Consider the following 25522-nt stretch of genomic DNA (forward strand, 5'->3'; position numbering starts at 1 on the left):
TATGACACCCATTGAATAAGGATTCCCATGGATAAGAAGTTATTAGAAGTTCTTGCCTGCCCAGTGAGCCACGGCCAACTGTTTTATCATTCACAGACAAATGAACTTTTTTGTCCTGCCAGTGGCTTAGCCTATCCTATTGATGCGGGTATTCCGGTGTTATTAGAAGCGCAAGCAAGGCCCCTTACAGATGAAGAGAAGCAAGCGTAATGGACTTTTCCGTGGTGATCCCAGCGCGGTTCTACTCGAGCCGCCTACCAGGCAAGCCACTGTTGGACCTTGGTGGCTTAAGTATGCTGCAGCGGGTCTACCAGCAGGCATGCAAGAGTGATGCATCGCAGGTCTATATAGCGACAGACCATATGGACATTGTAAATCACGCAAAAGGTTTTTGTGACAAGGTCATCATGACCCGTGAAGACCACACAACGGGCACTGATCGATTACAAGAAGTTGCAGAGTATCTGGCTTTGCCAGATGATCATATTGTGGTGAATGTACAAGGGGATGAGCCTTTAATTCCTCCCAATTTAATCAATCAGGTGGCTAATAACTTACAGCGGTACTCCAATGCGGCTATTGCGACCTTAGCTGAGCCTATAGATGACTTTGAACAGGTGTTTGATACTAATGCTGTGAAACTGGTGCGTAACGCAGCTAACATGGCCATGTACTTCTCTCGTGCTCCTTTGCCCTGGGACCGGAGTTGGAATGAAGACGAAAATAAGCTTGCGCACAAGGATGTGTACCTGCGCCACATAGGGCTTTATGCTTATCGAGTAGGTTTTTTGCACCGCTATGTGAGCTGGCCGCAGTCAAGCTATGAAACCCTTGAAACCCTTGAGCAACTTAGAGCGTTACATTATGGCGAAAGTATTCATGTGGACTTAGCTCCTGAAGGCATGCCTGCTGGTGTCGACACACTTGAAGACTTAAATCGGATGCGTGAATTCCTAGCTTCAACAGCCTTGGAAAGTTAATGGAACTACAACACAGCATTAGCCTTAAACCATATAATACGTTAAGTTTAGACGTTAAAGCTGCCTATTTTGTTAGGGTAAACTGTATTGCTGATTTGCGTGCAGCTCGTCAATTTTGTCAGGATAAGCACTGCCCATGGCTGCTGTTAGGCGGTGGTAGCAACCTTGTATTAACTCAAGACTTTGACGGTTTAGTTATGTTTATGGCAATGGATCAGGTGTTTTGGCCGGCCGAAAAATCCTTAGATAGAATATCTAAAAATTTTATTGTTAGTGTGCAAGCGGGTTATGAGTGGGATCTGCTGGTTGAAGAATCGATCATGCGTGGTGCTAGTGGCTTAGAAAATTTGTCTCTGATTCCAGGGCAGGTAGGTGCCGCACCTATTCAAAATATTGGCGCTTATGGTGTAGAGCTTAAACACTGCCTTGGTGGTGTTCAGGTGTTTGATTTTGATACTGGAGAAGAGTTTGAGCTGTCCTCCGCTGACTGCGAGTTTGGTTACAGAGACAGTGTATTTAAACGCCATCAGTGCTGGATCATCACCCAAGTGCGGCTGCTCTTGAGCCGCGATACTGAGCCTAAGGTCAGCTATGGTATTATTGAAGATACCATTACATCACAGTTGGGTAAGCCTGCAATAAGTGCCTCGCCACAACAGGTACGCGATGCTGTGATCCATATTCGCCGTTCGAAGCTGCCAGACCCAAAAAAGATTCCTAATGTAGGCAGTTTTTTTAAAAACCCTATGGTAAGTAATGGACAAAAGCAGGCATTAGCACAACAGTGGCCAGGCCTTGTGACTTACGCTGTGGACCCAAAGAAGCATAAATTAGCTGCTGGTTGGTTGATTGACCAATTAGGTTGGAAAGGTTTTAGACAAGGAGAAGTGGGTGTTCATGAGTACCAAGCATTAGTTTTGGTTTGTTCAGGCAGCGCTACGGGTAAGGAAGTTTTGGATTTGGCTAAACGGATTAAAGCCGATGTGGCCGTGAAGTTTGGCGTCACGTTAGAAATAGAACCTCGGTTGTTTGACAACCGAGGCGAGTTTTACCTATAAGGTTAGGTTAGCCTTTGTTAGCTGAAGATTTCTCTGCTTCAGCTTTTTCACGACGACGTTTCTCACGAGGGTCATTGTGAGCACGTGGGCGAGAAGAGCGAGGAGCAGGTGCTTCATCAGCAGATGCTGGCTGCACTTCTTCTAGAATGACCACTGCTTCGGTTTCAGCAGTTTTCTCAATGACTGCTTCAGTGGCCTTTTTCACCAATACCTCAACAATTGCTTCAGTCTTTTCTTCGGCAGGAGTTTCTGTGGGAGTTTTGGTCTTTGCTTTTGCAGGAGTTTTAGCCTTTGCTTCTACAGGAGCTTCAGCAACCACTTCAGTCACAGTTTCAACTACTACTTCGCTAGCGTTTTCAACAACAGCTTCAGCAGGAGGTTGTTCACTTGCTGCAGATGTTTCAACTACGGCTGCAGTCGTTTTAGCTTCTTTCGGCTTGCGTTCACGTGGTTTACGCTGACGAGGCTTCTTATCTGAAGTTTCTTTTTTAGAGGTTGCTTCAACTTCAACTTCAGAGTTAGTCTCAACTCCTACAGTAGGGACTGCTTCGATTTGGACTGCAACATTAACGTCTAAAATCTCTTCAGCAACTGTTTCGTTATTCGCTTCTGAGGTTTCCTCAACTTGTGGCTTAGGGTTGCTGCGTTTACCACTGCGATCGCGACGTCGCTTTTGATCACGGGTGCGGTTTGCATTGGATTCAAAGGCTTCCTCTGCTACTGCAGGCGCCTGTGTAACTACAGCCTCTACTACTTCAGCTACCTTTGGCTCACGGCTCTTGTTGCGAGTGTCCTGGCGACGATTGCTGCGTTTTTCATCTGTGTTACGGTCATTCTTACGTTCTTCATTACGAGAGTCCACATTGGCTTCGTTACGAGGCGCGTTACGTGAGTCTGTATTTGCTTCGTTACGCTTTTCTTCACGTGAATCGCTGCGAGGATCATTGCGTCGGTTGCCGTTACGTCCACGACGACGATCATCGTTTTGGTTGCGGCTTTGAGTATTGCGAGGACCGTTGCGTGACTCGTTGCGAGCTGAAGAGCTTTTAACGGGTGCTTTTTCATCTACTTTGACTTTCGGGTCGCCGTTAACTAAACGGCCTAAGGCGCGAACCATACGTGCACCTATACCAGCAGGCTTAGCAGCTTTCACTGGAGTCATTCTGGCTTTGCCAGATGCAGAAGCTTCTATTTGTGGTGCTGGTTTGGCCGGCTGCATGCTTTCCACTGCTGGTTTTTCCATGGCTAGTGGCGTTTTAGCATCAAACTCTTTGGCATCAAAATTATGTTGAATCAAGTCTATTTCGTAGCTAGTTTCACCTACTTGAGCTGATTCATGGTCATCCCGTAAGCGGCTGACTTCGAAATGAGGTGTATCCATTTGTGGGTTCGGAATAATCACTACGCGAACACCGACAGTTTTTTCTACTTCTAGAATTTCAGCACGTTTCTCATTTAGTAGATAGGTTGCCATATTAACTGGCAATACTACACGAATTTCTGCGGAGCGGTCCTTGCTTGCTTCTTCGTTGATTAAACGAATGATAGACAACGCCAATGATGCAACATCACGGATGCTGCCTTGGCCGCTACAACGTGGGCAAACGATACCCGATGTTTCGCCCAATGAGGGACGCAAACGCTGGCGAGACATTTCCATTAAGCCAAAGCGAGAAATACGGCCAACCTGCACACGAGCACGATCTAGCTTTAGGCTATCACGTAGTTTGTTTTCTACTGCACGTTGGTTACGCATTGGGCCCATGTCGATAAAATCAATCACTACTAAACCGCCCATGTCACGTAAACGTAACTGTCGAGCAATCTCTTCTGCGGCTTCTAAGTTTGTATTTAATGCCGTTTCTTCGATGTCGCTGCCCTTAGTAGCACGAGCTGAGTTAATGTCGATAGACACCAACGCTTCTGTTGGATCGATTACAATGGCGCCACCAGAAGGAAGCGTTACTTCACGTTGGAAAGCGGTTTCAATTTGTGATTCAATTTGGAAACGGTTGAATAGTGGTATGTCCTGGTCATAGAGCTTAATTTTGTTCTCATAACTAGGCATCACTTGTTGCACAAAGCTTAATACGTCTTGGTGAACCTTAGGCTCGTCGATCAATACTTCGCCAATGTCTTGACGCAGATAATCACGCATAGCGCGAATGATAACGTTGCTTTCTTGGTATATTAGGAAGGGTGCTGGATGTTTGTCAGAAGCTGCGGTGATGGATTCCCACAACTGCTGTAAATAATCTAGGTCCCACTGAATTTCTTCAGCACTGCGGCCAATACCTGCGGTGCGAACAATTACGCCCGACTCAGCAGGCACAGTAAGTTGGTTCATTACGTCACGTAGTTCAGACCGTTCTTCACCTTCAATGCGACGAGAAATACCGCCGGCACGTGGGTTATTAGGCATTAATACTAAATAACGGCCAGCAAGACTAATGAATGTGGTTAAGGCTGCGCCTTTATTGCCACGTTCTTCTTTGTCCACTTGAACAACAATTTCCTGACCTTCTTTAACAAGTTCACGAATACTAGAACGGCCACTTTGTGACGGGTCTTTAAAGTACTCTCGAGAAATTTCTTTAAGGGGTAAGAAACCATGGCGTTCTGAACCATAGTCAACAAACGCAGCCTCTAAGCTAGGTTCTACACGGGTGATGCGGCCACGGTAAATATTGGCCTTTTTTTGTTCACGAGCACCAGATTCGATATCTAGGTCGTACATACGCTGGCCATCGACCAGTGCAACGCGCAACTCTTCAGAGTGGGTTGCATTAATGAGCATTCTTTTCATGGTTTTCAATTTCTTGAAGCCCATTTACCCTACGGCAATTAATATTTTTACGGGTGTACGAAAGCTAATAAAAGCCCTTACGGTGCAGGAAACCGTTACCTTCTCGGATAAATTTGAATTGCACTGTGCATTCCAAATTATGTTATTGGTCTGAGTATTCTAACAATATTAATCATATAGGTTAACGTGTAAGTTAACTCACCAGCAGCTCAATTTAAATTCAAAAATGGCCCTGTTTATTCTATTGATTTAGCTACTGTCCCTGTGTGCTTGCCTCAGCACTGTAATTTTTGTTCAGACCAGTCCATGGGTAGGGTACATCTACACCTAAACACCAAGCATAAATTAATTCGCCGTAACTGGGTAAAACGGGTGGTTTTACGTTAAATAACTGGGAATACACCGAGTTACAGCCTATTTCATTTGGATTTTGCGGTGCTAGGTATACATTAAGCATAAAACGGCAAAATCAACGGGTTGGGTTTGTCAGGCCCCACCTAAAAATTGGTTAACTGAAATGGGTCATTAAATTTGTACCCAGTCACTGAATTAGTGTCAGTTTCAGTAGCCCTTATGTTACCATTCTCGCCCTTAGCCCGCAATTAATAAAGTCATTAGTTTTCCATTTATGCCACAAAAGCCGACACCTCCTCCTGCATTGACCGCCACCGCTGTTAAATTTGTCTCTATTGATGAAGATAGGGCAGGTCAGCGTATCGATAATTTTCTCATTACCCAGCTTAAAGGTGCGCCCAAAAGCTTTATATACCGTATCGTCAGGAAGGGAGAGGTGCGCGTCAATAAAGGCCGTATTAAGCCTGACTATAAGCTAAAAAATGGTGACATAGTGCGTGTTCCGCCGGTTAAACTGCCAGAGCCTAATGCGCCAGCTGCAGTCGGCAAAGGTTTAGAAAAACAGTTACGTGACGCTATTTTGTATGAAAGTCCAGGCTTATTGATTATTAATAAACCTCATGGCTTAGCTGTTCATGGTGGCAGCGGCATTAACTTAGGTTTAATTGAAAGTTTACGTCAGCTATTTCCTAATGAACGTTCTCTGGAACTTGTGCATCGTTTAGATAGAGATACATCAGGTTGTATCATGGTTGCCAAAAAGCGCTCTACGTTAAGGGCTATTCATGCCCAACTTAGGGACGGTGGCATCGACAAGATGTATCAAGCGTTAGTGATCGGAGGTTGGCCCAAATCTTGTCAAAAAGTGGATGCGCCGCTGCTGAAGAATGTCGTACAATCTGGTGAACGGATGGTGCGGGTTGTTCAGGAAGGTAAGCGCAGTATTACGCGATATAGAGTGTTACAAAGCTTAGGTCAGTTTACCTTAATTGAGGCTAGGCCTATTACCGGCAGAACCCATCAAATTCGTGTGCATTGCCAGCATATGGGCCACCCTATCGTAGGTGACCCTAAGTACGGTGTCGATGAAATTAATCAGCTGCAACGGCAGTTAGGGTTAAATCGTCTATTCTTACATGCAGCCCAGTTGCGCTTGGTTGATCCGAGTACAGAAAAGAAAATTGATGTACGCGCACCCTTAGATCAGCGCCTACAAAACGCCGTTGAACGTTTGAGCTAATGTCCGACTAATGCGTACTTGTGCTGGTGCTATTTGATTTCTTTAGCTATGCTGCAGTCCGTCTAAATACACTCCTAGGTGCCGCTTATGTATAACACTGCTCTCGATAAAAACCAGGCTAACTTTCAAAGTCTTTCGCCTTTATCGTTGCTTAAACGAGCTGCAGAGGTGTATCCATCTATAGAAGCTCAAGTCTATGGCGACCTACGTCGCACGTGGTTACAAACTTATCAACGTTCTTGTGCTATGGCTAATGCCCTTAAAAACAGAGGTGTTGGTTTAGGAGACACAGTATCCGTAGTGTCCCATAACGGACCAGAATTGTTTGAGTCTCATTATGCTGTGCCGATGGCGGGTGCAGTGCTTAATGCGATCAATACCCGTTTAGACGCAAAGACTATTGCTTTTATTTTTGATCATGCAGAAACCAAAGTGGTATTTGTAGATCGTGAGTTCTCTGAGACTGTTGCCCTTGCGCTAACCTTGTGTGAAGCAAAACCCTTAGTAGTAGATATAGATGACCCGACTTTTGAGGGTGGTCGACTCATAGGCGAACTGACCTATGAAAAGCTTATTGCAGAAGGCGACAGGGATAGTCATTGGGAAATGCCAGATGATGAGTGGCAAGCTATCAGTTTAAATTATACATCGGGCACTACAGGCAACCCTAAAGGGGTGGTTTATCATCACCGAGGAGCCTATTTAACGGCCATGAGTATGGCCTTCAGCTGGGATATGCCGAAGTACCCAAAGTTTATGACCATTGTGCCCATGTTTCATTGTAATGGCTGGTGCTTTCCATGGACCACAGCCTTATTGGCTGGAACCAATGTATTTATTCGCCATTTAAAACCAGAAACCATGCTCCAGCTTATTAGGCAAGAGAAAGTGACGCACTTTGGTGGTGCACCTATTGTGCTTAATATGATTAATAATGCCGATGACCAGTATAAACAGGGTATCCAGCACCAAGTGAAAGTAATGACAGCGGGTGCGGCGCCTCCAGCTGCGGTTATCGAAGCTATGGAAGACTTGGGTTTTGAGGTCACACATGTCTATGGCTTAACAGAAACTTACGGGGCGTGTGTTATTTGCGAGTGGCAGCCCCACCTTTGGGGTCACTTATCAAAGTCGCAACAAGCTGCGTTAAAGTCTCGCCAAGGTGTTAGAGGTCCTGCTCAAGAGGATCACATGGTGATGAATACAGCAACAATGATGCCTGTGCCTAAAGATGGTGAAACCATTGGTGAAATATGTCTACGTGGCAATATGGTAATGAAAGGTTACCTTAAGAATCCAACAGCTACAGCTGAGGCCTTTGAAGGGGGATGGTTCCGTACTGGAGATCTTGCTGTTTGGCACGAAGACGGGTACATGGAAATTAAGGACAGAGCCAAAGATATTATCATTTCAGGAGGAGAGAATATCTCTTCAATTGAAATTGAGGGAGTCTTGTATAGTCACCCTGCCGTGTTAGAAGCAGCAGTAGTGGCGAGGCCCGACGAAAAATGGGGAGAAACTCCCTGTGCATTTATAACGCTCAAACCTGATGCACTAGTCACGGCAGAAGAATTGATTGGCTATTGTAAGGACAACATGGCACGTTTTAAAGTGCCTAAACATGTTGTTTTTGGGGCTTTACCAAAAACTGCCACAGGTAAAATTCAAAAATTTGTGCTGCGCAAAATGGTGCCAGCATGAATAAAATAAGGTAAACTTTTAAATATTATCTAAAACCATATGGTTTGGATTATTTGTAATTATTGGAGACATATAGACCCAATGGATGACCGTATTGATACAGCTAATGTACACAAGTTTGCTAATGAGCTGATGTCCTCTGGCGAACAAGTAAGTGTGCAAGCTATTGCAGATAAAATGCATATTGAAGCCTCTGACGAATTACGTAGCAGGTTAGAGCGTTGGTGGGTGAAGCAAGAAAGTCAAGTTGATTTTCATCGAAGTATGGGATCCCACCATCGTCCAGATGTGCCAGAAACAGTCTATCAGTCAGTACAGTTGATTTGGGAAAATGCCCTAAAAGATGCTCATTTAGAGCTGGAATTAGGAACAAACCATAATACGCCTATGGCGGCTAATGGAAAATCTTTGGAAGACGAGCTCTATTTGTCCAAGGCTCAGCTAGAAGCTATAGAAGACTCCAACCAGCGGTTGCGTCTGCAGTTGAGTGAACACAAACGTAGTGTTAAAAACTTGGAGGCTGAACGTGCAATGCTGCGCAGCAATTTGCAGTCCGCCGAATCCAATATGATTTCTATGAGTCACAAAGTAACTGAGTCTAAAGGTGAAATGCAGCGTGCACAAACAAGTAGTGATGAGGCCAAGACACAGCTTGATGTCCGCTTGAAAGAAGAGGGGGTCCGTCACCAAGAAAACGTCAGCAAAGTAAAGAGCAAGATGAGCTATTACAAGCATCAATTGGATAAGCTGCGTGACGAATGGGGCAAAAAGGAAATGGCTTTAAATTCCCAGATTCAAGACTTACAAGGTGAAGTGGCAAGAAGTACGGTCACTCACGATAATCAGTTTAGTCAGATTCGCAGCCAAGATGAGGAATTGCGCAAGTATCGAGGGGAGATTACTAGCCAGTCTCGTAATATGTCTAAGTCCACCAGTAAGGTCTTGGCATCGTCTAACCGATTAAAACGTTTAGAAGGTGAACTTGAGCAAAGTGAGACTGATATGAAGGAATTAAAAAATCGAACGATGCTAGATAAGTCTGCTACTACCAGACGTGAAAAAGATATACGTAAACAATTAAAGTCTAAAGACGGCGAAGCTTTTCTATTGAATAACACGGTCCTCGAACTTAAACGCACACTGATTGCACGCGAAGAAGAAATAAGGCGCATAACCGCCAAGATCTGAGCGTAGCTAGCCTTTCTTGTCGACCATCATCGATGCCATGCCGTCAGCCACCAGTTTGCCATTTACAAAACACTGGGTTTTTAGGCTGACGCGGCCACGGCGCTGGTTAATATCCTCAACTGTAACTGTTGCTACAACGGTGTCGTCTATAAACACTGCTGCTCTAAATTTAATCTGCTGATCTAAGTAGATGCAGCCAGGTCCAGGCAGCTGTGTTCCTAACACTGTAGAAATTATTCCTGCGCTAATCATGCCGTGAGCAATACGCGCTTTAAATGGCGTAGTTGCAGCGTATTCTGCGTCTAAGTGTACTGGGTTAGTGTCGCCTGTGACTGCAGCAAAGGCTTCAATATCTTTTGCTGTAACAGTTTTTTCATAGCTTGACGTCATACCAATGCTTAAATCTTCTATATAATACCCGTGTTGGTTGGCCACATGCTGCTCCTTTAAAAGTTGTCTCATGAGTTCTTTGTGGAACCCGTGGGTCAGCATGATAGGCATTATTTCGCTTGGCTACAAATGTCAGGCTAAAATTAAGCCAAATCGACCCTCGGCGTCACACGACACACTAATTTAAAAGAGCGATTAAAATGAACGACTATCAAGCCCCTTTAGAAGAAATGAATTTTGTAGTCAATCGCTTGCTTGATTTGCCTAACTTTGCCGCAGCGATTGACAACGAAGATGCCAGTGAAGACCTACTGCAAGCGGTGCTATCAGAAGCTGATAAATTAGCGAGTGAAGTCTGGTCTCCAATCAACTATGCAGGCGATCAACAGGGCGTTAAGTTAGCTGAAAGTGGTGTTAAATCTGCTGATGGATTTAAGAACGCCTATCAAAAATACGCTCAAGGGGGCTGGAATAGCCTATATTTTGACGAGCAATATGGTGGACAAGGGTTGCCCTTCAGTTTTTCTATGCCCGTTGCGGAAATGATGAATGCAGCTAACATGTCTCTTGGGCTTTGCCCCTTGCTGACTTCTGGCGCCACAGAAGCCATATTTGCCCATGGCAGCGAACACTTGAAAGATATTTACCTAACTAAAATGATTAGTGGTGAATGGACAGGTACGATGAACCTTACTGAGCCCCATGCAGGCACAGATTTGGCTGTTATAACTACCACTGCTGTACCTAATGGCGATCACTTTCTTGTTAAAGGTCAAAAGATCTATATCACTTGGGGTGATCACGACATGACTGATAACATCATTCACCTAGTATTAGCCAAATTACCTGATGCCCCTGACGGGGTAAAAGGCATATCCTTGTTTTTGGTGCCTAAATTTTTGGTTAATGGAGATGGTAGTTTGGGTGAGCGTAATGATGTCTACGCAATTAATTTAGAGCACAAGCTGGGTATTCATGCTAGCCCAACCTGTGTCATGAGTTATGGTGACAATGGTGGTGCTATTGGTTATCTTGTTGGCCAACCCCATCAAGGCTTAGTTGCCATGTTTACGATGATGAATAACGCCCGTTTACTAGTAGGCCTGCAAGGAGTTAGCCTGTCTGATCGCGCCTATCAAGGTGCGCTAGAGTATGCCCGAGAACGTGTTCAGTGTGCTGCCCCAGGCACTAAGCAGCGTGGCGCAATCATCCACCATCCGGATGTGCGCAGAATGTTGATGACCATGCGTAGCCTCACTGAAGCGGGTCGAGCCATTACCTATGCAACTGCAACTCAGATTGATCTAAGTCACAAAGCAACTGATGCTGCTACCCGAGGCCTCGCACTAAAGCGAGTGGGGTTATTAACTCCCATTGCTAAAGGTTGGTGTACTGAGGTATCTCAGGAGGTTACTTCATTAGGTGTGCAAATACATGGTGGTATGGGATTCATTGAAGAAACGGGTGCTGCACAACACCAGAGGGATGCTCGAATACTTACGATTTACGAGGGTACTACGGGTATTCAGGCGTTAGACCTAGCGGGCAGAAAAACTGTATACGACCAAGGCGCAGCCATGGCTGATCTAGTGCAGCAAATGCGTGATGACTTAAGCTTGCATGGTCATGCTGTGAGTGAGCAGCATCGAGGTAATATGTCTGAAGCCATCGATGGGCTTGAGTCTAGCTACAAACAATTACTGCAGCAAGCCAAGGATGACGTGATGTTTGCTGGGGCCATAAGTTTTGATTTATTAATGTTGAGTGGTTACGTTTGTGGTGCATGGCAAATGATTCGTAGTGCTGATTTAGTGGCCATGGAAGAAAGTGAGAGCTTTAAAGCTAATAAGCTGGTTACTGTAGCTTATTACTTAGACCACATATTACCCCGTTTTGAGGCTCACCGTCGTTCTATTATCGCGGGTAGCAGCAGTGTGATGGCAATTGGTGCTGACAACCTGTAATAGGTCATGAGGCATGCTCCATCGGTGCAGTTATAAGGATATTTGGCCTGTCTAAATCCACGGCTGAACATTGGTGATATTATTCCAACCTAATCAACAACTACTCCCACGGGCTCTTAGGCGGTCAATGTTAGCGTATTGTTAGTGCCTTGCTTGTGACCTCAAACCAAGGCCTGTGGATTGTGACGAGCCGGTATTGGCCTACCCGTGTCTATTTAAGTGCAAGTAAGAAGCTTGTTCAAAACATTACAAGAAAATATGTGTTTTACCTTAGTAGTTATCGCCTATGGCTTAAAAGTAATGCACCATATCATTGACCTTGCAGTGGTAGCTGAAAAACATCGAATTACTTTCTCAATCAAATAAAAAAACCAGCAAATAGCTGGTTTTTTGGTGGTGGTGCCTGTTGTTACTCGCTGTCATGGTCTATAACACCATCGCGTCATCCTGAGCGACATATTCTGGTTATACCAAAGCGTTGTAGCTTATAGGGCTTTTTCTAACTCTGGAACTGCTTCAAACAGGTCTGCAACTAAACCATAATCGGCAACCTGAAAGATAGGGGCTTCTGAGTCTTTGTTGATGGCAACAATGGTCTTAGAGTCTTTCATGCCAGCCAAGTGTTGGATAGCACCAGAAATGCCTACAGCGATGTATAGGTCTGGAGCGATTACTTTACCCGTTTGTCCAACTTGGTAGTCATTAGGCACAAAGCCTGCGTCTACGGCGGCACGAGATGCACCCACAGCGGCGCCTAGTTTGTCGGCAACACTATCCAACATGTGGAAATTTTCACCGTTTTGCATGCCACGGCCACCAGAAATAACGATGGAAGCAGAGGTCAGTTCAACACGCTCAGATTCTGAGGAAGATAAACCAATAAAACGAGAAAGGCCAGAATCGGTAACGGCATCGACAGCTTCCACAGTGGCAGAACCACCTGTTTCAGCAGCGGCTTCAAACTTGGTAGTACGAATGGTGATAAATTTGATGCTATCACTAGATTGGACTTTAGCCATGGCGTTGCCTGCATACACAGGTCTTACAAAGGTATCTGTGGAAATAACTTCGCTGATTTCAGAAATTTGACTCATGTCTAATAAAGCTGCAGCGCGAGGCATGAAGTTTTTGCCAAAGGTGGTGGCAGCAGTCAACACATGGCTGTAGTTGCCAGCTAGTGAAACCACTAGGTTGGCAACATTTTCTGCTAGTAGGCCTTCTAGGTTAGTGTGGTCTGCAATGAGCACACGGTTTACGCCAGCAACTTGAGCCGCTGCTTGAGCCGCTGCGTCACAACCGTTACCAGCAATAAGTAAGTCAATGTCGTCGCCAATTTGCTGGGCAGCGGTCACTGTGTTTAAAGTAGCGCCAACTAAGCTGGCGTTATCATGTTCTGCAATAACTAAAATGCTCATAGTGGACTCCTTAAATAACCTGGGCTTCGTTACGTAGCTTTTCAACTAATTCGGCAACACTTGCCACCATCACACCAGCTGCACGGGCAGGGGGCTCCATCACTTCAAGGGTCGTCATGCGGTTAGCTGTGTCTAAACCTAAGTCGATAAGGTCTATCTTATCAAGTGGTTTGCGCTTGGCCTTCATTACGTTAGGTAAAGAGGCATAACGTGGCTCGTTTAAACGTAGGTCTGCGGAAATTACCGCAGGCATATTGACGTTAATGGTTTCTAAACCTGAGTCAACTTCTCGAGTCACCTGAGCTCTGCCATTAATAAGTTCTAGTTTTGAAGCAAAGGTGGCTTGTGGCCAGCCTAATAGGGCAGACAACATCTGTCCTGTTTGGTTGCATTCATCATCGATGGCTTGTTTGCCAACCAAAACTAAGTCAGGATTTTCTTTTTCTACAATGGCTTTAAGCACTTTAGCAATGGCTAACGGCTCCAACACTTCTTCAGTGAGAACTAAAATGGCACGGTCTGCACCTAATGCTAGGGCGTTACGTAGAGTTTCTTCTGACTTGGCTGCGCCAATAGATATTGCCACAACTTCTTCAACGCTACCTGCTTCACGTAGGCGAATGGCTTCTTCTACAGCATTTTCGCAAAACGGGTTCATGGTCATCTTGGCATTGGTTAGGTCGATACCTGATTTGTCTGCCTTAACGCGTGCCTTAACCTGAGGGTCTAGTACGCGTTTTACGCCAACTAAAACTTTCATGGACATGATCTCACTTAAATATAAAAGGTAGCGTTGGCTTTTGCTAACGCTAATAAAAGCAGGCATTTTAAACCTGCGTACCAAGAAGTCAACGCTACTTAGTATGAAAAACTCGGCTCAAGTCAAATGCATGACTTGGCCAATAATTGTTGCTTATTATTACGGGAACTGATTAAGCGCGCAATTTGGCATTTGTCGGGTCGAAAGGTGACTCTTCAACCACAGTGGCTTTGTACATCTCACCCAAAATTTCAATTTCGAGTTCTGTGCCAATAACAGAGAGTTCTGGTTTAACCATTCCTAGGGCGAGAGATTTACCTACACGCCAGCCGTAACCGCCAGAAGTGGCACGACCGATGACTTTGCCGTCCTTGTAGATAGCTTCAGACCCACGTGCATCTGCATCAGTTACGCCGTGTACTTCGATGGTAGCGAAGGCATTTTGAGCACCACGCTTTTCCCAAGCAATAAGTGCTTCTTTACCAATAAAATCACCTTCCTTGTCTACACGTACAAAACGGCCTAGGGCAGATTCCATAGCAGAGTATTCGATAGACATTTCACGTGGAATCAAGCGGTAAGATTTCTCTAAACGCATGCAGTCCATAGCACGAATACCAAATGGCTTAATATCGAACTCGGCACCAGCCTTCATGACTTCATCAAAGATGTAGTTTTGCATTTCGATTGGGTGGTGTAATTCCCAACCTAATTCGCCTACAAAGTTCACGCGTAGAGCTTCTGCCGTAGCATAACCTACGTTGATCTTTTTACCTGTTAACCATTTGAAATTTTCGTTAGACAAATCTGCGTCAGTGATTTTTTGCAACACGTCACGTGAACGTGGTCCAGCCAATACAAGTACGCCGGTATTGGTGGTCACACGTTGCACGTCTACACTGCCATCGGCTGGTTTAAGCTTGAATAGGTAATCATGGTCGTGGGTTTCAAAGGCACCGGCAGATACAAGGTAGTAGCTCTGTGGGCCAGTCTTGTAAACGGTGAATTCAGCACGCACACCACCATGGAGAGTTAGCATGTGGACCAGTGAAATACGACCAATGGTTTTAGGCATCTTGTTAGCAAAGATGTACTCTAGCCATGCTTCTGCACCGGGGCCTTTAACAATGGCTTTAGCGAAAGCAGACATGTCTAGCAAACCTACTTTCTCAGTCACATGTTTACATTCGTTGCCTACAAACTCATGATAGTTAGAACGACGGAATGAGTTCTTTTCTACAATAGGGCCACCATCAAGTGGCTCAGAGAAGTTTTGATTCCACAGCACCTGGTCAACGTTGTCGGTGGCTAACTCTTCTGCGGTTAAAGCGTAGTCTTTAGTAGGTATAAACCAGTTAGGACGTTCCCAACCGTAAACGCTACCAAATACTGCACCTAGTGCTTTCATACGATCGTAACATGGCGTGGTCTTTAAAGGCCGAGCCGCTTCACGCTCTTCGTCTGGGTAGTGAGTGGTGAATACGTTAGAGTAAGCTTCTTGGTTCTTTTCCTTAAGGTAACCACGGGTGGCGTAAGGACCAAAGCGACGTGGGTCTACACCCATCATGTCTACGGTAGGCTCGCCATCGATCATCCATTCAGCTAATTGCCAGCCAGCTCCGCCGGCAGCAGTAATACCAAAGGAGTGACCTTCGTTAAGCCAAAAGTTCTTAAGGCCTGGAGCAGGGCCTACAATAGGATTGCCATCTGGCGTATATGCAATTGCACCGTTGTAAACTTCCTTAACGCCAACTTCGGCAAAGGCAGGTACACGGTTCATACAGAATTCAATGTGGGGCATTAAACGATCCAACTCTTGGTTGAATAGTTCGTATTCACAGTCGTCTGCTGGACCATCTACATAAACGCAAGGTGCGCCTTTTTCGTATGGGCCTAACAACAAACCACCAGCTTCTTCACGTAAGTAGTAACCACCGTCTGATTCGCGTAATACGCCCATCTCTGGCAACCCTTGCTTTTTTCGCTCCAAAATTTCTGGATGTGGTTCAGTGACAATGAATTGATGTTCTACTGGGATTACAGGAATATCTAGGCCAACCATTTCACCTGTCTTACGGGCAAAACTGCCAGTACAAGACACTACGTGGTCACACGCGATGTCACCCTTATCAGTCTTAACGATCCAAGTGTGATCAACTTGCTGCTCAATTGCAGTTACCGAAGTGAAACGGTAAATCTCAGCACCCATGTCTCGGGCACCCTTGCAAAGAGCTTGAGTGAGGTCGGCTGGTTGAATATAGCCATCATCTGGATGTTGAATTGCACCAAGTAAGCCTTCTGTATTACAAAGAGGCCATACTTCTTTCACTTGTTCAGGTGTAAGAAATTTAGTCTCTACCCCCACAGTCTTTGCAACCCCAGCGTAATACTTGTATTCGTCCATACGGTATTCGCAGTTCGCCAAACGGATGTTAGACACCACGGAGAAACCGACACTCATACCGGTTTCTTTTTCTAGTTCATGGTAAAAGTCAACAGAGTACTGATGTAGCTTACCTACAGAATAACTCATGTTAAAAAGCGGTAGCAAACCAGCTGCATGCCATGTAGAGCCAGAAGTAAGCTCTTTACGTTCGACCAACACTACGTCGGTCCAACCTTTTTTGGCCAAATGGTACAAAGTGCCTGCGCCGACAACGCCGCCGCCGATAACGACAACTTTAGCAGAAGATTTCATGTGTGCTTGCTCCCGAAGAAAGGGTAAGTAGCCCAATGAGCACGATTGCCACTGAGCGAAAAATAACGAGCAAATTTTACCCATGGGGGTTGGGGCTAACTTGTCAAAAAGCGACGCACACTAACGAAACAAGAGACCCCTTAGAAGTAATGGGTTAAAGCAGTTAAATATAACAGCTAGTTTTGCCACGTTTTGACAAATACTTCTGATGGTAATCCTCTGCGATATAGTAACGGTCAGCAGCTTCAATAATGGTGATAATGGGTGCTTTAAATGTACCCTTGTCGGTCAGTTGTTGACGCATTTCAAAGGCGTGTTGTCGTTGGTCTTGATTATGGAAAAACACTACCGAACGATATTGAGTGCCAAAGTCTGGGCCCTGCTGATTAGGGGTGGTGGGATTATGGTTTTGCCAAAATATCTGCAACAGCTGTGAGAAGTCTATTACGTTGTCATCAAAGGTAATTTGCACAACTTCGGCGTGGCCGGTATCACCCTGGCAAATGGCTTCGTATGTAACATTTGTGGTGTGCCCACCCATGTAACCTACAGAGGTGGATGTAACGCCTTGTTGTTCAGCAAATAAGGTTTCTACACCCCAAAAGCAGCCTGCGCCAAATGTAGCTAATTGTTCCATGGAGTGACCTTGGTGAATAGGTTGAATCATCGTACCTTAACGGTGCAATGCAATTGAAGCAAGATAATTTAAAAGCGACAGTTTTAGGTAGGCACATATCTACTATGATTATTTTTACCAAGGTTACCTGCAGGCTCAGTTTTATATCAAACTGTAGTAAGAGAAGGGCATTGCCATGTGCAAAATAATATAACTTTCCATATCCCTTATTTGGGGCTAACGCAGGCGTAATGCCCAGTGTATAATGACGCTTTCATTTGTAACAGTAGACTCAAGCCATGCAAGCCAAACAACGTGTGCTCACAGGTATTACCACGACCGGAACACCTCATCTAGGTAACTACCTAGGCGCACTTAAGCCTGCTGTGGCTGCCAGCCAACAAATGGATACTGATAGTTTTTATTTTCTTGCCGATTATCATGCCCTCATAAAATGCCAAGACCCACAAACGGTTCATCGTTCTGGTCGTGAAATCGCTGCAATTTGGTTAGCTTTAGGTTTAGATACCGATAAAGCCACTTTTTATCGTCAGTCGGATATTCCTGAAATTCCTCAGCTTGCGTGGTTTTTAACCTGTGTGACTGCCAAGGGCATGATGAATAGAGCCCATGCGTACAAAGCTTCTGTAGACGAGAATCAACGCCAATCCAATGCCGACTTAGATCAGGGCATTAGCATGGGTTTATACAGCTATCCCGTTCTTATGGCAGCAGATATCCTTATGTTTAATGCCCACCAAATCCCTGTGGGTAAAGATCAAATTCAGCATATTGAGATGTGTCGCGACATTGCCATGCGTTTTAACCACACCTATGGAGAACACTTTGTGTTGCCAGAAGCGATGGTTGAAGAAGGTGAACCAAAGGTTTTGTCGGGTCTTGATGGCCGTAAAATGAGTAAGAGTTACGGCAATATCATTCCCTTATTTGCCCCTGCCGATGAATTACGAAAACTTATTTTTCAGATCACCACCAATAGCTTGCAACCCGGCGAAGTGAAGGACCCTGATACCTGTACTTTGTTTGAAATATACAGTGCTTTTGCCAGTCATGAAGAAACCTTGGCAATACGTAAAGCCTATGCCAACGGCATCGGTTGGGGGGATATGAAGGGCCAGCTGTTTGAGTACCTAAACGACTATCTAACCCCTGCGCGTAAGCGTTACGACGAAATTATTACAGACCCTGCCTATATTGAATCCGAATTACAAAAAGGTGCAGCTAAAGCCCGTGCCCAAAGCGAACCTTTTATGGAGCGCTTGCGCTCGGCTGTGGGCATTATGTCTTTGGTTGGGGATATGGGTGCTAAGCACACTGCAACTAAGGTAAAAAAAGAGCTGACTCAAGAAGAACAGGCCAAAGTAGATGCTGGTAAAGCTAAAGCGATGGCAATTGCCAAACAAAGGGCCGAACAAGAAGTTTTGCAATTGGCCTCACAGGTAGATGATTTGATCAACACTATTGAAGCCAGTAGTGACCCTAAAGTGGCAGGTGAAGAAGCCCTCTTGGGCTTGCAAGTACAAATTGACGGCGCAAAAAAGAAAGCCAAAAAAAACCTACAGCAAACATTTCAATTACTTGAGCAACGGTTAATTAGTTAGCCGAGTTAAGGAGCCACCTTTGGCCAAGCACATCGTTATTGTAGAAGATGACCGTGACCAGCGAGATAATTACCAATTCGCGCTAGAGCAGCGTGGTTACCGTGTGACCGTCTACGCTGGCAAAGATCAGGCCGAGGTGGGCTTAAAACAACAGCGCCCAGATTTAGTGATACTCGACATCATTATGGATGACAATATTGATGCAGGGTTTCAGTTATGCGCTGCCTTGCTTAAAATCCATCCAGATCTTCCAGTGTTGTTTCTGACAGAACGGGTGGGCGAAATCGATCGAATTCTAGGCCTGAGGATGGGCGCGTGGGATTATCAACCAAAACCTGTATCGTTGGACTTTTTAGCGGAAAAAGTAGCAACACTAATACGTTTAAGCGATATTAGAGTAGTGACCGCAGAAACAGATGATCAAAAAATACGAAATATAGGCCATTTACAACTGCTTGAAGAAAGCCGTCAGGCTAAATGGCGTAACCAAGAAATAGTAGGCATTACGTTAACAGAATTTCGCATGATTGAAGCCCTTACCCGCAGGCCTGGTAATATCCTAACCTATGACACATTGGCTCAAGCCACTCATCAACATTATGTGTCTAATAACACCATAAGTACCCATATTCGCAACATAAAGCGTAAAGTAAAAAAGATAGATGCTCAGTTTGATGCTATCAAATCAGAATATGGTATGGGTTATCGCTGGTCGGATAATTAATGTCTTCTGCTAATAGGCGCCCACGGTTTCGACTTAATACCCAAGTCTTAGTTTTTGCTTTGGTGTTGATTAGTATCCCTTGGTTATCCTACCGTTTTGTGGCCGAAACTCGTGTGTTCATGATTGAAGGCCAAACTCAGGCTCAAGAGCAGTTGGCCCGTGGTATTGTTACTTTATTTCAAGGGCGAGATGATCTGTTAGCTGAGTTGCCTTATTTGGATAGCCAGCAGGTGGTTTTTAGCCATCCACTAACAGGCCAAACTAAGGTAGATGGCTATACCAACGAATGGCTAGATTTCCAACTATTTGCTAATCATTTTGGTTCTGGCGAGGGTAGTGAAGACGGTTATAGTTTATTACTAGGTGAAAAAGACGATCGTATCTTTGGCCTTGTTCGAATTCAAGACGATAAAACGGTGTTAAGAACCAAGGGTACACCCAAGTTAGATTTGAGCGATCATTTACGGTTAACCTTGCCAGATCGAAATGGTAATGAGAGACGTCTAGTCATGGTGGCCACCAATGCTGGTGCTATGGAGGTGTGGTACGTTAAGGAAGACTGGGCCACGCCCCAATATAGAAGCCCCTCATCATCTTTTATTATTAAAGCTGTTATGCGCCAATTAGTTGATGGCTATTTGGTCGAATTTGCTTTACCAAAATACTTTTTGAATCAACGTCAAGAATTTGGTTTAGCTGTGGCTGATGTAGATAGCGAAGATGGCACCATGCGTCATTTAAAAACATTAGTAGGGGCCGATACTACGGTAGAGAGCCACTTTAACTTATTGGCTATGCGGGCACCCGAAGCTCACAAAATATTGTCGAGCTTAAGTCGCTCTGACTCGCAAATCGTGATTTACGATAATCATTTACAAGTGCGAGCTAGTGTAGGCCAAGTGAGTCCTCCACAGTCTGAACAGATTAAGCCTCAGGACGTTTTTGAACGTATTCAAAGTTGGCTTAATCAAGGGTTAGACTGGTTTATCGCTATTCCGGCCTATTTAAACCCGGTCCAAGCTGCCAGCCAAGAGCGAGATCTACTTAACCGGGCCTTGGATAAAAAGTTTGCCAGTGGGCGCTGGCATAAAGGACCTACAGAACAAGTTTTTGCCGTTGCTGCACCTATCGCAGACCAAGAAGGCGAACTGCTGGGGGTGGTGCTGATTAAACAGTCCACTGCACAAATACTGGGTTTACAGAAGCAGGCTATGGAGAACATTGCCTTGCTTAGCCTATCTACCATGCTGGTTATTTTGTTGGTTTTGTTGCTGTTCTCATGGCGTCAAGCTATGCGCATCAGACGTTTGGGTAGGGAAGCTCAGCAAATTGTTGATCCAGATGGCAGATTAAGGACAGACCGGTTGCACAACGAAACACGTGCTGGCGACGAAATTGGCGATTTAGCTCGAAGTTTTTCTGGTGTTGTTGCTAGGCTTCATGAACACCAAGAATTTATGAGCACCATGCCGCGCACCTTGCGTCATGAGGTTAATAACCCGCTCAATGCTACCATGACTTCCTTGGAAAATTTGCAAATGCATGGGGTTGCAGAGGGTCAGCAACGTTATATTGATAGTGCACAAAGAGGATTAGTTAAGATTAGCGCAATTGTTGAGAAGCTGGCTGATGCTGCTAACTTGGAAGCCGCCTTGCATGAGGATGAGTTGGAACCGTTGAATTTGTTGCATTTGTTACAGACCTATGTCCATCACCAAAATCCAGGCACGCTAGGAGGGCTAGCAGACGTAGTGTTTGAGTCAGATCAGCAGGTGATTTATGTAGCAGGTGTTGACTACCGTATAGAGCAACTGCTCGATAAATTACTCGACAATGCTAGAGACTTTCGTGCTGATGGCAGTTTGATTACGGTGCGTCTGTATCAACAAGAGTATGATTGCTATCTAGAAGTGGAAAATAATGGCCTCAATATCCCACTAGAACTTATTGCTGGAATGTTTAACTCAATGGTCTCGGCTCGCGCTGCTGGCGCTGGCCATGCCCATTTTGGTCTAGGATTATATATTGTACGATTGATTAGCCAATTCCATGGCGGAAGTGTTTCTGCCCATAACTTGAGCCAACCCGAAGGTGTTATGTTTAGGGTTCGATTACCCATATTGTTGGTGTAGTAAAATGACCAAAAATACCAAAATCTCTATCTTTGCTAAGGTGTTAATCATTTTAGTACGAGGCTATCGATACTTATTAAGTCCCTTGTTAGGCAGTAACTGCCGCTACCAACCAACGTGTTCTAGCTATGCGATAGAGGCTATTAAATTACATGGTGCGGGCAAGGGGTTTGCTATGGCAGCATGGCGTATTCTACGTTGCAATCCATTTTCTAAAGGTGGCTATGAGCCAGTACCGGGTAGTTATGAGCATAGCCAGTTTTCTGCTCAGGACGACAAGGTAAGCTGATTCGACCATCATTTCCCATTGAACATCCTTCAATGCGGTGCAGGACCAATAAGTTAGACTAATCTAATCCTGCGAAGGGGAACTCGTCGTCTTCCACTTGCCAACCACCTAGTTGTTTCCATCGGTTAACAATAGTGCAGAATAATTCAGCAGTTTTTTCTGCATCATAACGTGCACTATGAGCATCTTGATTGCTAAAACGTATATCAGCCGCCGCACAAGCCTTAGCCAATACTGTTTGCCCATAAGCCAAGCCTGCCAATGTTGCTGTATCAAAACAAGAGAAAGGGTGGAAAGGGTTGCGCTTTTGTTGGCAACGATGAACCGCCGCATTTATAAAATTTAAATCGAAGGCAGCGTTATGACCTACTAAAATAGCGCGTTTACATTCGCTTGCCTTCATAGCTTTACGAATTGGCTTAAACAACTGATCCAACGCCTCACGTTCTGTAATAGCTTCACGTTCTGGATCCGACGGATCTATGCCAGTGAATTCTAAAGCAGCTGCTTCTAAATTTGCACCTTCAAAAGGTTCGATGTGGCAATCTATAGTTTCTTTGGCATAGAGTAAGCCATCTTCATCCATATCAATAATTACTGCAGCAGCCTCTAGGAGAGCGTCTGTATGGCTATTAAAACCAGCTGTTTCTACATCAACAATAATAGGCAGATAGCCCCGAAAACGATCTTTAATCACGCTCTTATGCCTCCATTTTCCAGTTAAGGGTTTCGCCCGCACCTAAGGGAATAATTACCTCATCTCCAAAGCTTAGGCTAGAAGGGATCTGCCAGCTGCGTCGAGTTAAGGTTATGGTGTCGCTATTACGAGCCAAACCATAAAAATCAGGGCCGTTTAAGCTTGCAAAAGCTTCCAGCTTATCCAATGCATCAAAAGACTCAAAGGCTTGGGCGTAGAGTTCAATAGCTGCAGGGGAAGAGTAACAGCCGGCGCAGCCACATGCGCTTTCCTTAGCGCCTTGAGCATGGGGCGCTGAGTCTGTGCCTAAAAAGAACTTTTTGCTGTCATTAGATACCGCAGTCTGTAAAGCTTGTTGATGGGTGTTGCGCTTAAGCACTGGCAGGCAATATAAGTGGGGTTTAACGCCACCTACCAATAAGTCATTGCGGTTATACAGCAAGTGTTGAGGTGTAACAGTAGCGGCAACCAAATCACTGGCACCAGCGACGAATTGAGCTGCATCATCGGTGGTAATGTGTTCAAACACACACTTCAAATTTGGGAAGCGATGTAATAAGGGGGCCAGATGTTGGTCAATAAAGCCTTTTTCACGATCGAAAATGTCCACATGGGAGTCAGTGACTTCACCATGAACCAACAATGGCATACCAAGTTCTGCAAGCTTTTCTATAGCGGGGTAGATGTGTTCAATGTTGGTAACGCCTGCTGCAGAATTAGTGGTGGCGCCCGCGGGGTAGAGTTTAACCGCCTTAACAATACCAGAATCAAAAGCGCGCTGAATTTCTAGCGCACTGGTGTGGTCGGTTAGATACAATGTCATTAACGGTATCAAAGAGCTTTTTTGAGCATCCAAGCGAGCTTTATAGGCAACAGCCATTCTGGTGTCTACAATGGGCGGAGTAAGGTTGGGCATTATCATGGCGCGGCCAAATTGTGACGCTGTGTCGGGCACAGTGCGCGCTAGCACAGCCCCGTCACGCAGGTGCAAGTGCCAATCGTCAGGGCGGATTATAGTAAGTGAATGCATGGGAAATTCTCGAGCCCAGTGGCCAGTCGGTTAGATCAAACAATGCAGCTCATTTTATCAGGAGTAGGGTTAATAAAATACTCACAATCAGGTAATTTTTATGCGCTAATGCTGTGCTGTTAGAAGCATCCATGTATACTTTATTTGCATAATGACTCATTATTTTTGTTACAGGGATTTCACTGCTATGGCAGACATAAAGAAAGTAGTATTAGCCTATTCTGGTGGTTTAGACACATCCGTTATAGTTAAATGGTTGCAAGAAACCTATCACTGTGAGGTGGTGACATTTACCGCCGATTTAGGGCAGGGCGAAGAAGTTGAACCTGCTCGAGCTAAAGCCGAGGCCTTAGGTGTTAAAGAAATATATATTGAAGACTTGCGAGAAGAGTTTGTACGAGATTTTGTATTCCCTATGTTTAGAGCCAATGCGGTATATGAAGGAGAATACCTGTTAGGCACTTCTATTGCTCGCCCATTAATTGCTAAACGTCTGATTGAAATTGCCAATCTAACGGGAGCAGATGCAATCTCCCATGGCGCTACTGGCAAGGGTAATGACCAAGTGCGTTTTGAGTTGGGTGCTTATGCCCTCAAGCCAGGAGTAGAGGTAATTGCCCCATGGCGTGAGTGGGATTTGAATTCTCGTGAAAGTTTAATGGACTACTGCGAACAGCATGGTATCCCCGTAGATTTCAAAAATAAGAAAAGCTCGCCTTACTCTATGGATGCGAACTTGTTGCACATTTCCTATGAAAGCGGCATGTTAGAAGACCCTTGGCACCCATCAGATGAAGACATGTGGCGTTGGAGCGTGGCTCCAGAAGCAGCTCCAGATGAAGCTACCTATATTGAATTAGATTACCAACAAGGTGATATTGTTGCCATCAATGGCGAATCCATGAGTCCTGCGACCGTATTAACGGAACTTAATCGAGTAGCTGGAGCAAATGGTATAGGTCGTTTAGATATCGTTGAAAACCGTTATGTTGGCATGAAAGCTCGAGGCTGTTATGAAACGCCAGGCGGTACTATCATGCTCAAGGCTCATCGTGCAATTGAGTCTATTACCATGGATCGTGAAGCCGCCCACCTTAAAGACGAAATTATGCCACGGTATGCTAAATTAGTTTATAACGGCTACTGGTGGTCTGAAGAGCGTCAAATGTTGCAAGCGTTAATTAACCGGTCTCAGGAGTATGTCAACGGTACGGTTAGACTGAAGCTATACAAAGGCAATGTAGACGTAATAGGCCGTAAATCCAAGGACAGTCTTTTTGATGCGGCAATGGCCACCATGGAAGACGATGCGGGTGCTTATAATCAACAGGATGCGGCTGGTTTTATCAAGTTGAATGCGCTACGTATGCGTATTGAAGCTAGCAAAGGTCGTGATTTGCTTAAGTAGCATTTAGACAGTCTTAAGCAAACAAAAAGCCAAGCAATTGCTTGGCTTTTTGTTATTTAACGGTAATTAATCAAAAGATCCATTATTTCTCCATCATTGGTGCAATTTTTATCCATCTTCCCAGTCTTTAATAGGCATTGATGATAACAAGGAGTTACCAATGCAGTGTTTCATACCCTTTTCTGAGGAAGTTTTAGAGCAACACCCTGAGCTATTAGCTAGTGGGTTAGTGCCATTCCGTGAAGAATATTTACACTACACTATGGAATTTGAGGTGGTGTCGCCAGATCAAGCAAAGATTTTGGCGCCAACGGATTGCTCATTTAACGAAAACGGTAAGCAAAAGGTTCAAGCCATATAAATTATGAACTTTTAACTTAAGCGTTGGTCTTAGTTGTACATCTAGTAAAAATCCGTGCCCTATACAGGTAACCGCTTCCCCTTCGGTTA

21 protein-coding genes are annotated in these 25522 nt (G+C 44.9%); 13 read left to right on the forward strand and 8 right to left on the reverse strand.

The window, feature by feature from the left end; translation table 11 throughout:
• The first annotated feature begins 27 nt into the window (after positions 1–27).
• From ABXT70_RS06325 to murB, 3 genes are read left to right on the forward strand one after another with little or no spacing between them, the layout of a single operon-like run.
• On the forward strand, positions 28–210 hold the full coding sequence (locus ABXT70_RS06325; protein ID WP_443642328.1) for a Trm112 family protein: 183 nt from the start codon (positions 28–30) through the stop codon (positions 208–210).
• Positions 210–980: a 3-deoxy-manno-octulosonate cytidylyltransferase gene (gene kdsB, locus ABXT70_RS06330; protein ID WP_443642329.1), complete on the forward strand. Its 771-nt coding sequence runs from the start codon at positions 210–212 to the stop codon at positions 978–980. The genes ABXT70_RS06325 and kdsB overlap by 1 nt, the downstream gene beginning before the upstream one ends.
• On the forward strand, positions 980–2038 hold the full coding sequence (gene murB, locus ABXT70_RS06335) for a UDP-N-acetylmuramate dehydrogenase (protein ID WP_443642330.1): 1059 nt from the start codon (positions 980–982) through the stop codon (positions 2036–2038). The genes kdsB and murB overlap by 1 nt, the downstream gene beginning before the upstream one ends.
• 7 nt (positions 2039–2045) lie before the next feature.
• Here the strand turns inward: murB and rne are convergent, their stop codons facing one another.
• Positions 2046–4844, reverse strand: coding sequence for a ribonuclease E (gene rne, locus ABXT70_RS06340; protein WP_443642331.1), 2799 nt, complete (start codon positions 4842–4844; stop codon positions 2046–2048).
• A 628-nt stretch (positions 4845–5472) separates the two neighbouring features.
• Here rne and rluC point away from each other — a divergent pair.
• The 3 genes from rluC to ABXT70_RS06355 all read left to right on the forward strand — a co-directional run bounded on the left by rluC (position 5473) and on the right by ABXT70_RS06355 (position 9327).
• Complete coding sequence (rluC, locus tag ABXT70_RS06345; protein WP_443642332.1) at positions 5473–6438, forward strand: 23S rRNA pseudouridine(955/2504/2580) synthase RluC; 966 nt, start codon at positions 5473–5475, stop codon at positions 6436–6438.
• Positions 6439–6525: 87 nt separating this feature from the next.
• Entirely contained in the window at positions 6526–8139 is a 1614-nt protein-coding gene (locus tag ABXT70_RS06350) for an acyl-CoA synthetase (protein ID WP_443642333.1), read from the forward strand.
• Positions 8140–8220: 81 nt separating this feature from the next.
• Positions 8221–9327: a hypothetical protein gene (locus tag ABXT70_RS06355; RefSeq protein WP_443642334.1), complete on the forward strand. Its 1107-nt coding sequence runs from the start codon at positions 8221–8223 to the stop codon at positions 9325–9327.
• Positions 9328–9333: 6 nt separating this feature from the next.
• Here ABXT70_RS06355 and ABXT70_RS06360 read toward each other — a convergent pair whose 3' ends face one another.
• A complete protein-coding gene (locus ABXT70_RS06360) occupies positions 9334–9762 on the reverse strand; it encodes a MaoC family dehydratase (RefSeq protein WP_443642335.1) in 429 nt (142 codons plus the stop codon).
• A 155-nt stretch (positions 9763–9917) separates the two neighbouring features.
• On the opposite strand from ABXT70_RS06360, the gene ABXT70_RS06365 reads away from it, so the two are divergent.
• Complete coding sequence (locus ABXT70_RS06365) at positions 9918–11681, forward strand: acyl-CoA dehydrogenase family protein (protein WP_443642336.1); 1764 nt, start codon at positions 9918–9920, stop codon at positions 11679–11681.
• A 485-nt stretch (positions 11682–12166) separates the two neighbouring features.
• Here the strand turns inward: ABXT70_RS06365 and ABXT70_RS06370 are convergent, their stop codons facing one another.
• From ABXT70_RS06370 to msrA, 4 genes are all read right to left on the reverse strand, one after another.
• Complete coding sequence (locus ABXT70_RS06370; RefSeq protein ID WP_443642337.1) at positions 12167–13096, reverse strand: FAD-binding protein; 930 nt, start codon at positions 13094–13096, stop codon at positions 12167–12169.
• Between the two features lie 10 nt (positions 13097–13106).
• Complete coding sequence (locus tag ABXT70_RS06375; protein WP_443642489.1) at positions 13107–13856, reverse strand: electron transfer flavoprotein subunit beta/FixA family protein; 750 nt, start codon at positions 13854–13856, stop codon at positions 13107–13109.
• A gap of 172 nt (positions 13857–14028) precedes the next feature.
• Positions 14029–16554, reverse strand: a complete 2526-nt coding sequence (locus tag ABXT70_RS06380) for a GcvT family protein (protein WP_443642338.1) — start codon at positions 16552–16554, stop codon at positions 14029–14031.
• A 163-nt stretch (positions 16555–16717) separates the two neighbouring features.
• Complete coding sequence (msrA, locus tag ABXT70_RS06385) at positions 16718–17191, reverse strand: peptide-methionine (S)-S-oxide reductase MsrA (protein ID WP_443642339.1); 474 nt, start codon at positions 17189–17191, stop codon at positions 16718–16720.
• Positions 17192–17469: 278 nt separating this feature from the next.
• Between msrA and trpS the strand changes: the two genes are divergently transcribed.
• From trpS to yidD, 4 genes are read left to right on the forward strand one after another with little or no spacing between them, the layout of a single operon-like run.
• Positions 17470–18792 (forward strand): tryptophan--tRNA ligase, encoded by a 1323-nt coding sequence (gene trpS, locus ABXT70_RS06390; RefSeq protein WP_443642340.1) that lies wholly within the window; start codon positions 17470–17472, stop codon positions 18790–18792.
• Between the two features lie 19 nt (positions 18793–18811).
• On the forward strand, positions 18812–19516 hold the full coding sequence (locus tag ABXT70_RS06395) for a response regulator (RefSeq protein ID WP_443642341.1): 705 nt from the start codon (positions 18812–18814) through the stop codon (positions 19514–19516).
• Positions 19516–21648, forward strand: a complete 2133-nt coding sequence (locus ABXT70_RS06400; protein ID WP_443642342.1) for an ATP-binding protein — start codon at positions 19516–19518, stop codon at positions 21646–21648. Before ABXT70_RS06395 ends, ABXT70_RS06400 begins: the two co-directional genes overlap by 1 nt.
• Before the next feature lie 4 nt (positions 21649–21652).
• Entirely contained in the window at positions 21653–21937 is a 285-nt protein-coding gene (gene yidD / locus ABXT70_RS06405; RefSeq protein WP_443642343.1) for a membrane protein insertion efficiency factor YidD, read from the forward strand.
• Between the two features lie 58 nt (positions 21938–21995).
• Here yidD and rnt read toward each other — a convergent pair whose 3' ends face one another.
• The gene (gene rnt, locus ABXT70_RS06410) at positions 21996–22631 is read right to left on the reverse strand and encodes a ribonuclease T (protein ID WP_443642490.1); all 636 of its coding nucleotides are present in this window, start codon (positions 22629–22631) and stop codon (positions 21996–21998) included.
• Positions 22632–22638: 7 nt separating this feature from the next.
• On the reverse strand, positions 22639–23664 hold the full coding sequence (pyrC, locus tag ABXT70_RS06415) for a dihydroorotase (RefSeq protein WP_443642344.1): 1026 nt from the start codon (positions 23662–23664) through the stop codon (positions 22639–22641).
• Between the two features lie 187 nt (positions 23665–23851).
• Between pyrC and ABXT70_RS06420 the strand changes: the two genes are divergently transcribed.
• The gene (locus ABXT70_RS06420) at positions 23852–25072 is read left to right on the forward strand and encodes an argininosuccinate synthase (RefSeq protein WP_443642345.1); all 1221 of its coding nucleotides are present in this window, start codon (positions 23852–23854) and stop codon (positions 25070–25072) included.
• 160 nt (positions 25073–25232) lie between these two features.
• Positions 25233–25433, forward strand: coding sequence for a hypothetical protein (locus ABXT70_RS06425; protein WP_443642346.1), 201 nt, complete (start codon positions 25233–25235; stop codon positions 25431–25433).
• Positions 25434–25522 lie beyond the last annotated feature (89 nt).

Origin of the sequence: Candidatus Njordibacter sp. Uisw_039, assembly GCF_047730075.1 — a bacterium.
GTDB lineage: Bacteria > Pseudomonadota > Gammaproteobacteria > Pseudomonadales > Balneatricaceae > Njordibacter.

Coding starts and splice junctions, on each gene's coding strand:
- ABXT70_RS06325 (WP_443642328.1), top strand. CDS start 28: ATGGATAAGAAGTTATTAGAAGTTCTTGCCTGCCCAGTGAGCCACGGC.
- kdsB (WP_443642329.1), top strand. CDS start 210: ATGGACTTTTCCGTGGTGATCCCAGCGCGGTTCTACTCGAGCCGCCTA.
- murB (WP_443642330.1), top strand. CDS start 980: ATGGAACTACAACACAGCATTAGCCTTAAACCATATAATACGTTAAGT.
- rne (WP_443642331.1), bottom strand. CDS start 4,844: ATGAAAAGAATGCTCATTAATGCAACCCACTCTGAAGAGTTGCGCGTT.
- rluC (WP_443642332.1), top strand. CDS start 5,473: ATGCCACAAAAGCCGACACCTCCTCCTGCATTGACCGCCACCGCTGTT.
- ABXT70_RS06350 (WP_443642333.1), top strand. CDS start 6,526: ATGTATAACACTGCTCTCGATAAAAACCAGGCTAACTTTCAAAGTCTT.
- ABXT70_RS06355 (WP_443642334.1), top strand. CDS start 8,221: ATGGATGACCGTATTGATACAGCTAATGTACACAAGTTTGCTAATGAG.
- ABXT70_RS06365 (WP_443642336.1), top strand. CDS start 9,918: ATGAACGACTATCAAGCCCCTTTAGAAGAAATGAATTTTGTAGTCAAT.
- ABXT70_RS06370 (WP_443642337.1), bottom strand. CDS start 13,096: ATGAGCATTTTAGTTATTGCAGAACATGATAACGCCAGCTTAGTTGGC.
- ABXT70_RS06375 (WP_443642489.1), bottom strand. CDS start 13,856: ATGAAAGTTTTAGTTGGCGTAAAACGCGTACTAGACCCTCAGGTTAAG.
- ABXT70_RS06380 (WP_443642338.1), bottom strand. CDS start 16,554: ATGAAATCTTCTGCTAAAGTTGTCGTTATCGGCGGCGGCGTTGTCGGC.
- msrA (WP_443642339.1), bottom strand. CDS start 17,191: ATGGAACAATTAGCTACATTTGGCGCAGGCTGCTTTTGGGGTGTAGAA.
- trpS (WP_443642340.1), top strand. CDS start 17,470: ATGCAAGCCAAACAACGTGTGCTCACAGGTATTACCACGACCGGAACA.
- ABXT70_RS06400 (WP_443642342.1), top strand. CDS start 19,516: ATGTCTTCTGCTAATAGGCGCCCACGGTTTCGACTTAATACCCAAGTC.
- yidD (WP_443642343.1), top strand. CDS start 21,653: ATGACCAAAAATACCAAAATCTCTATCTTTGCTAAGGTGTTAATCATT.
- pyrC (WP_443642344.1), bottom strand. CDS start 23,664: ATGCATTCACTTACTATAATCCGCCCTGACGATTGGCACTTGCACCTG.
- ABXT70_RS06420 (WP_443642345.1), top strand. CDS start 23,852: ATGGCAGACATAAAGAAAGTAGTATTAGCCTATTCTGGTGGTTTAGAC.
- ABXT70_RS06425 (WP_443642346.1), top strand. CDS start 25,233: ATGCAGTGTTTCATACCCTTTTCTGAGGAAGTTTTAGAGCAACACCCT.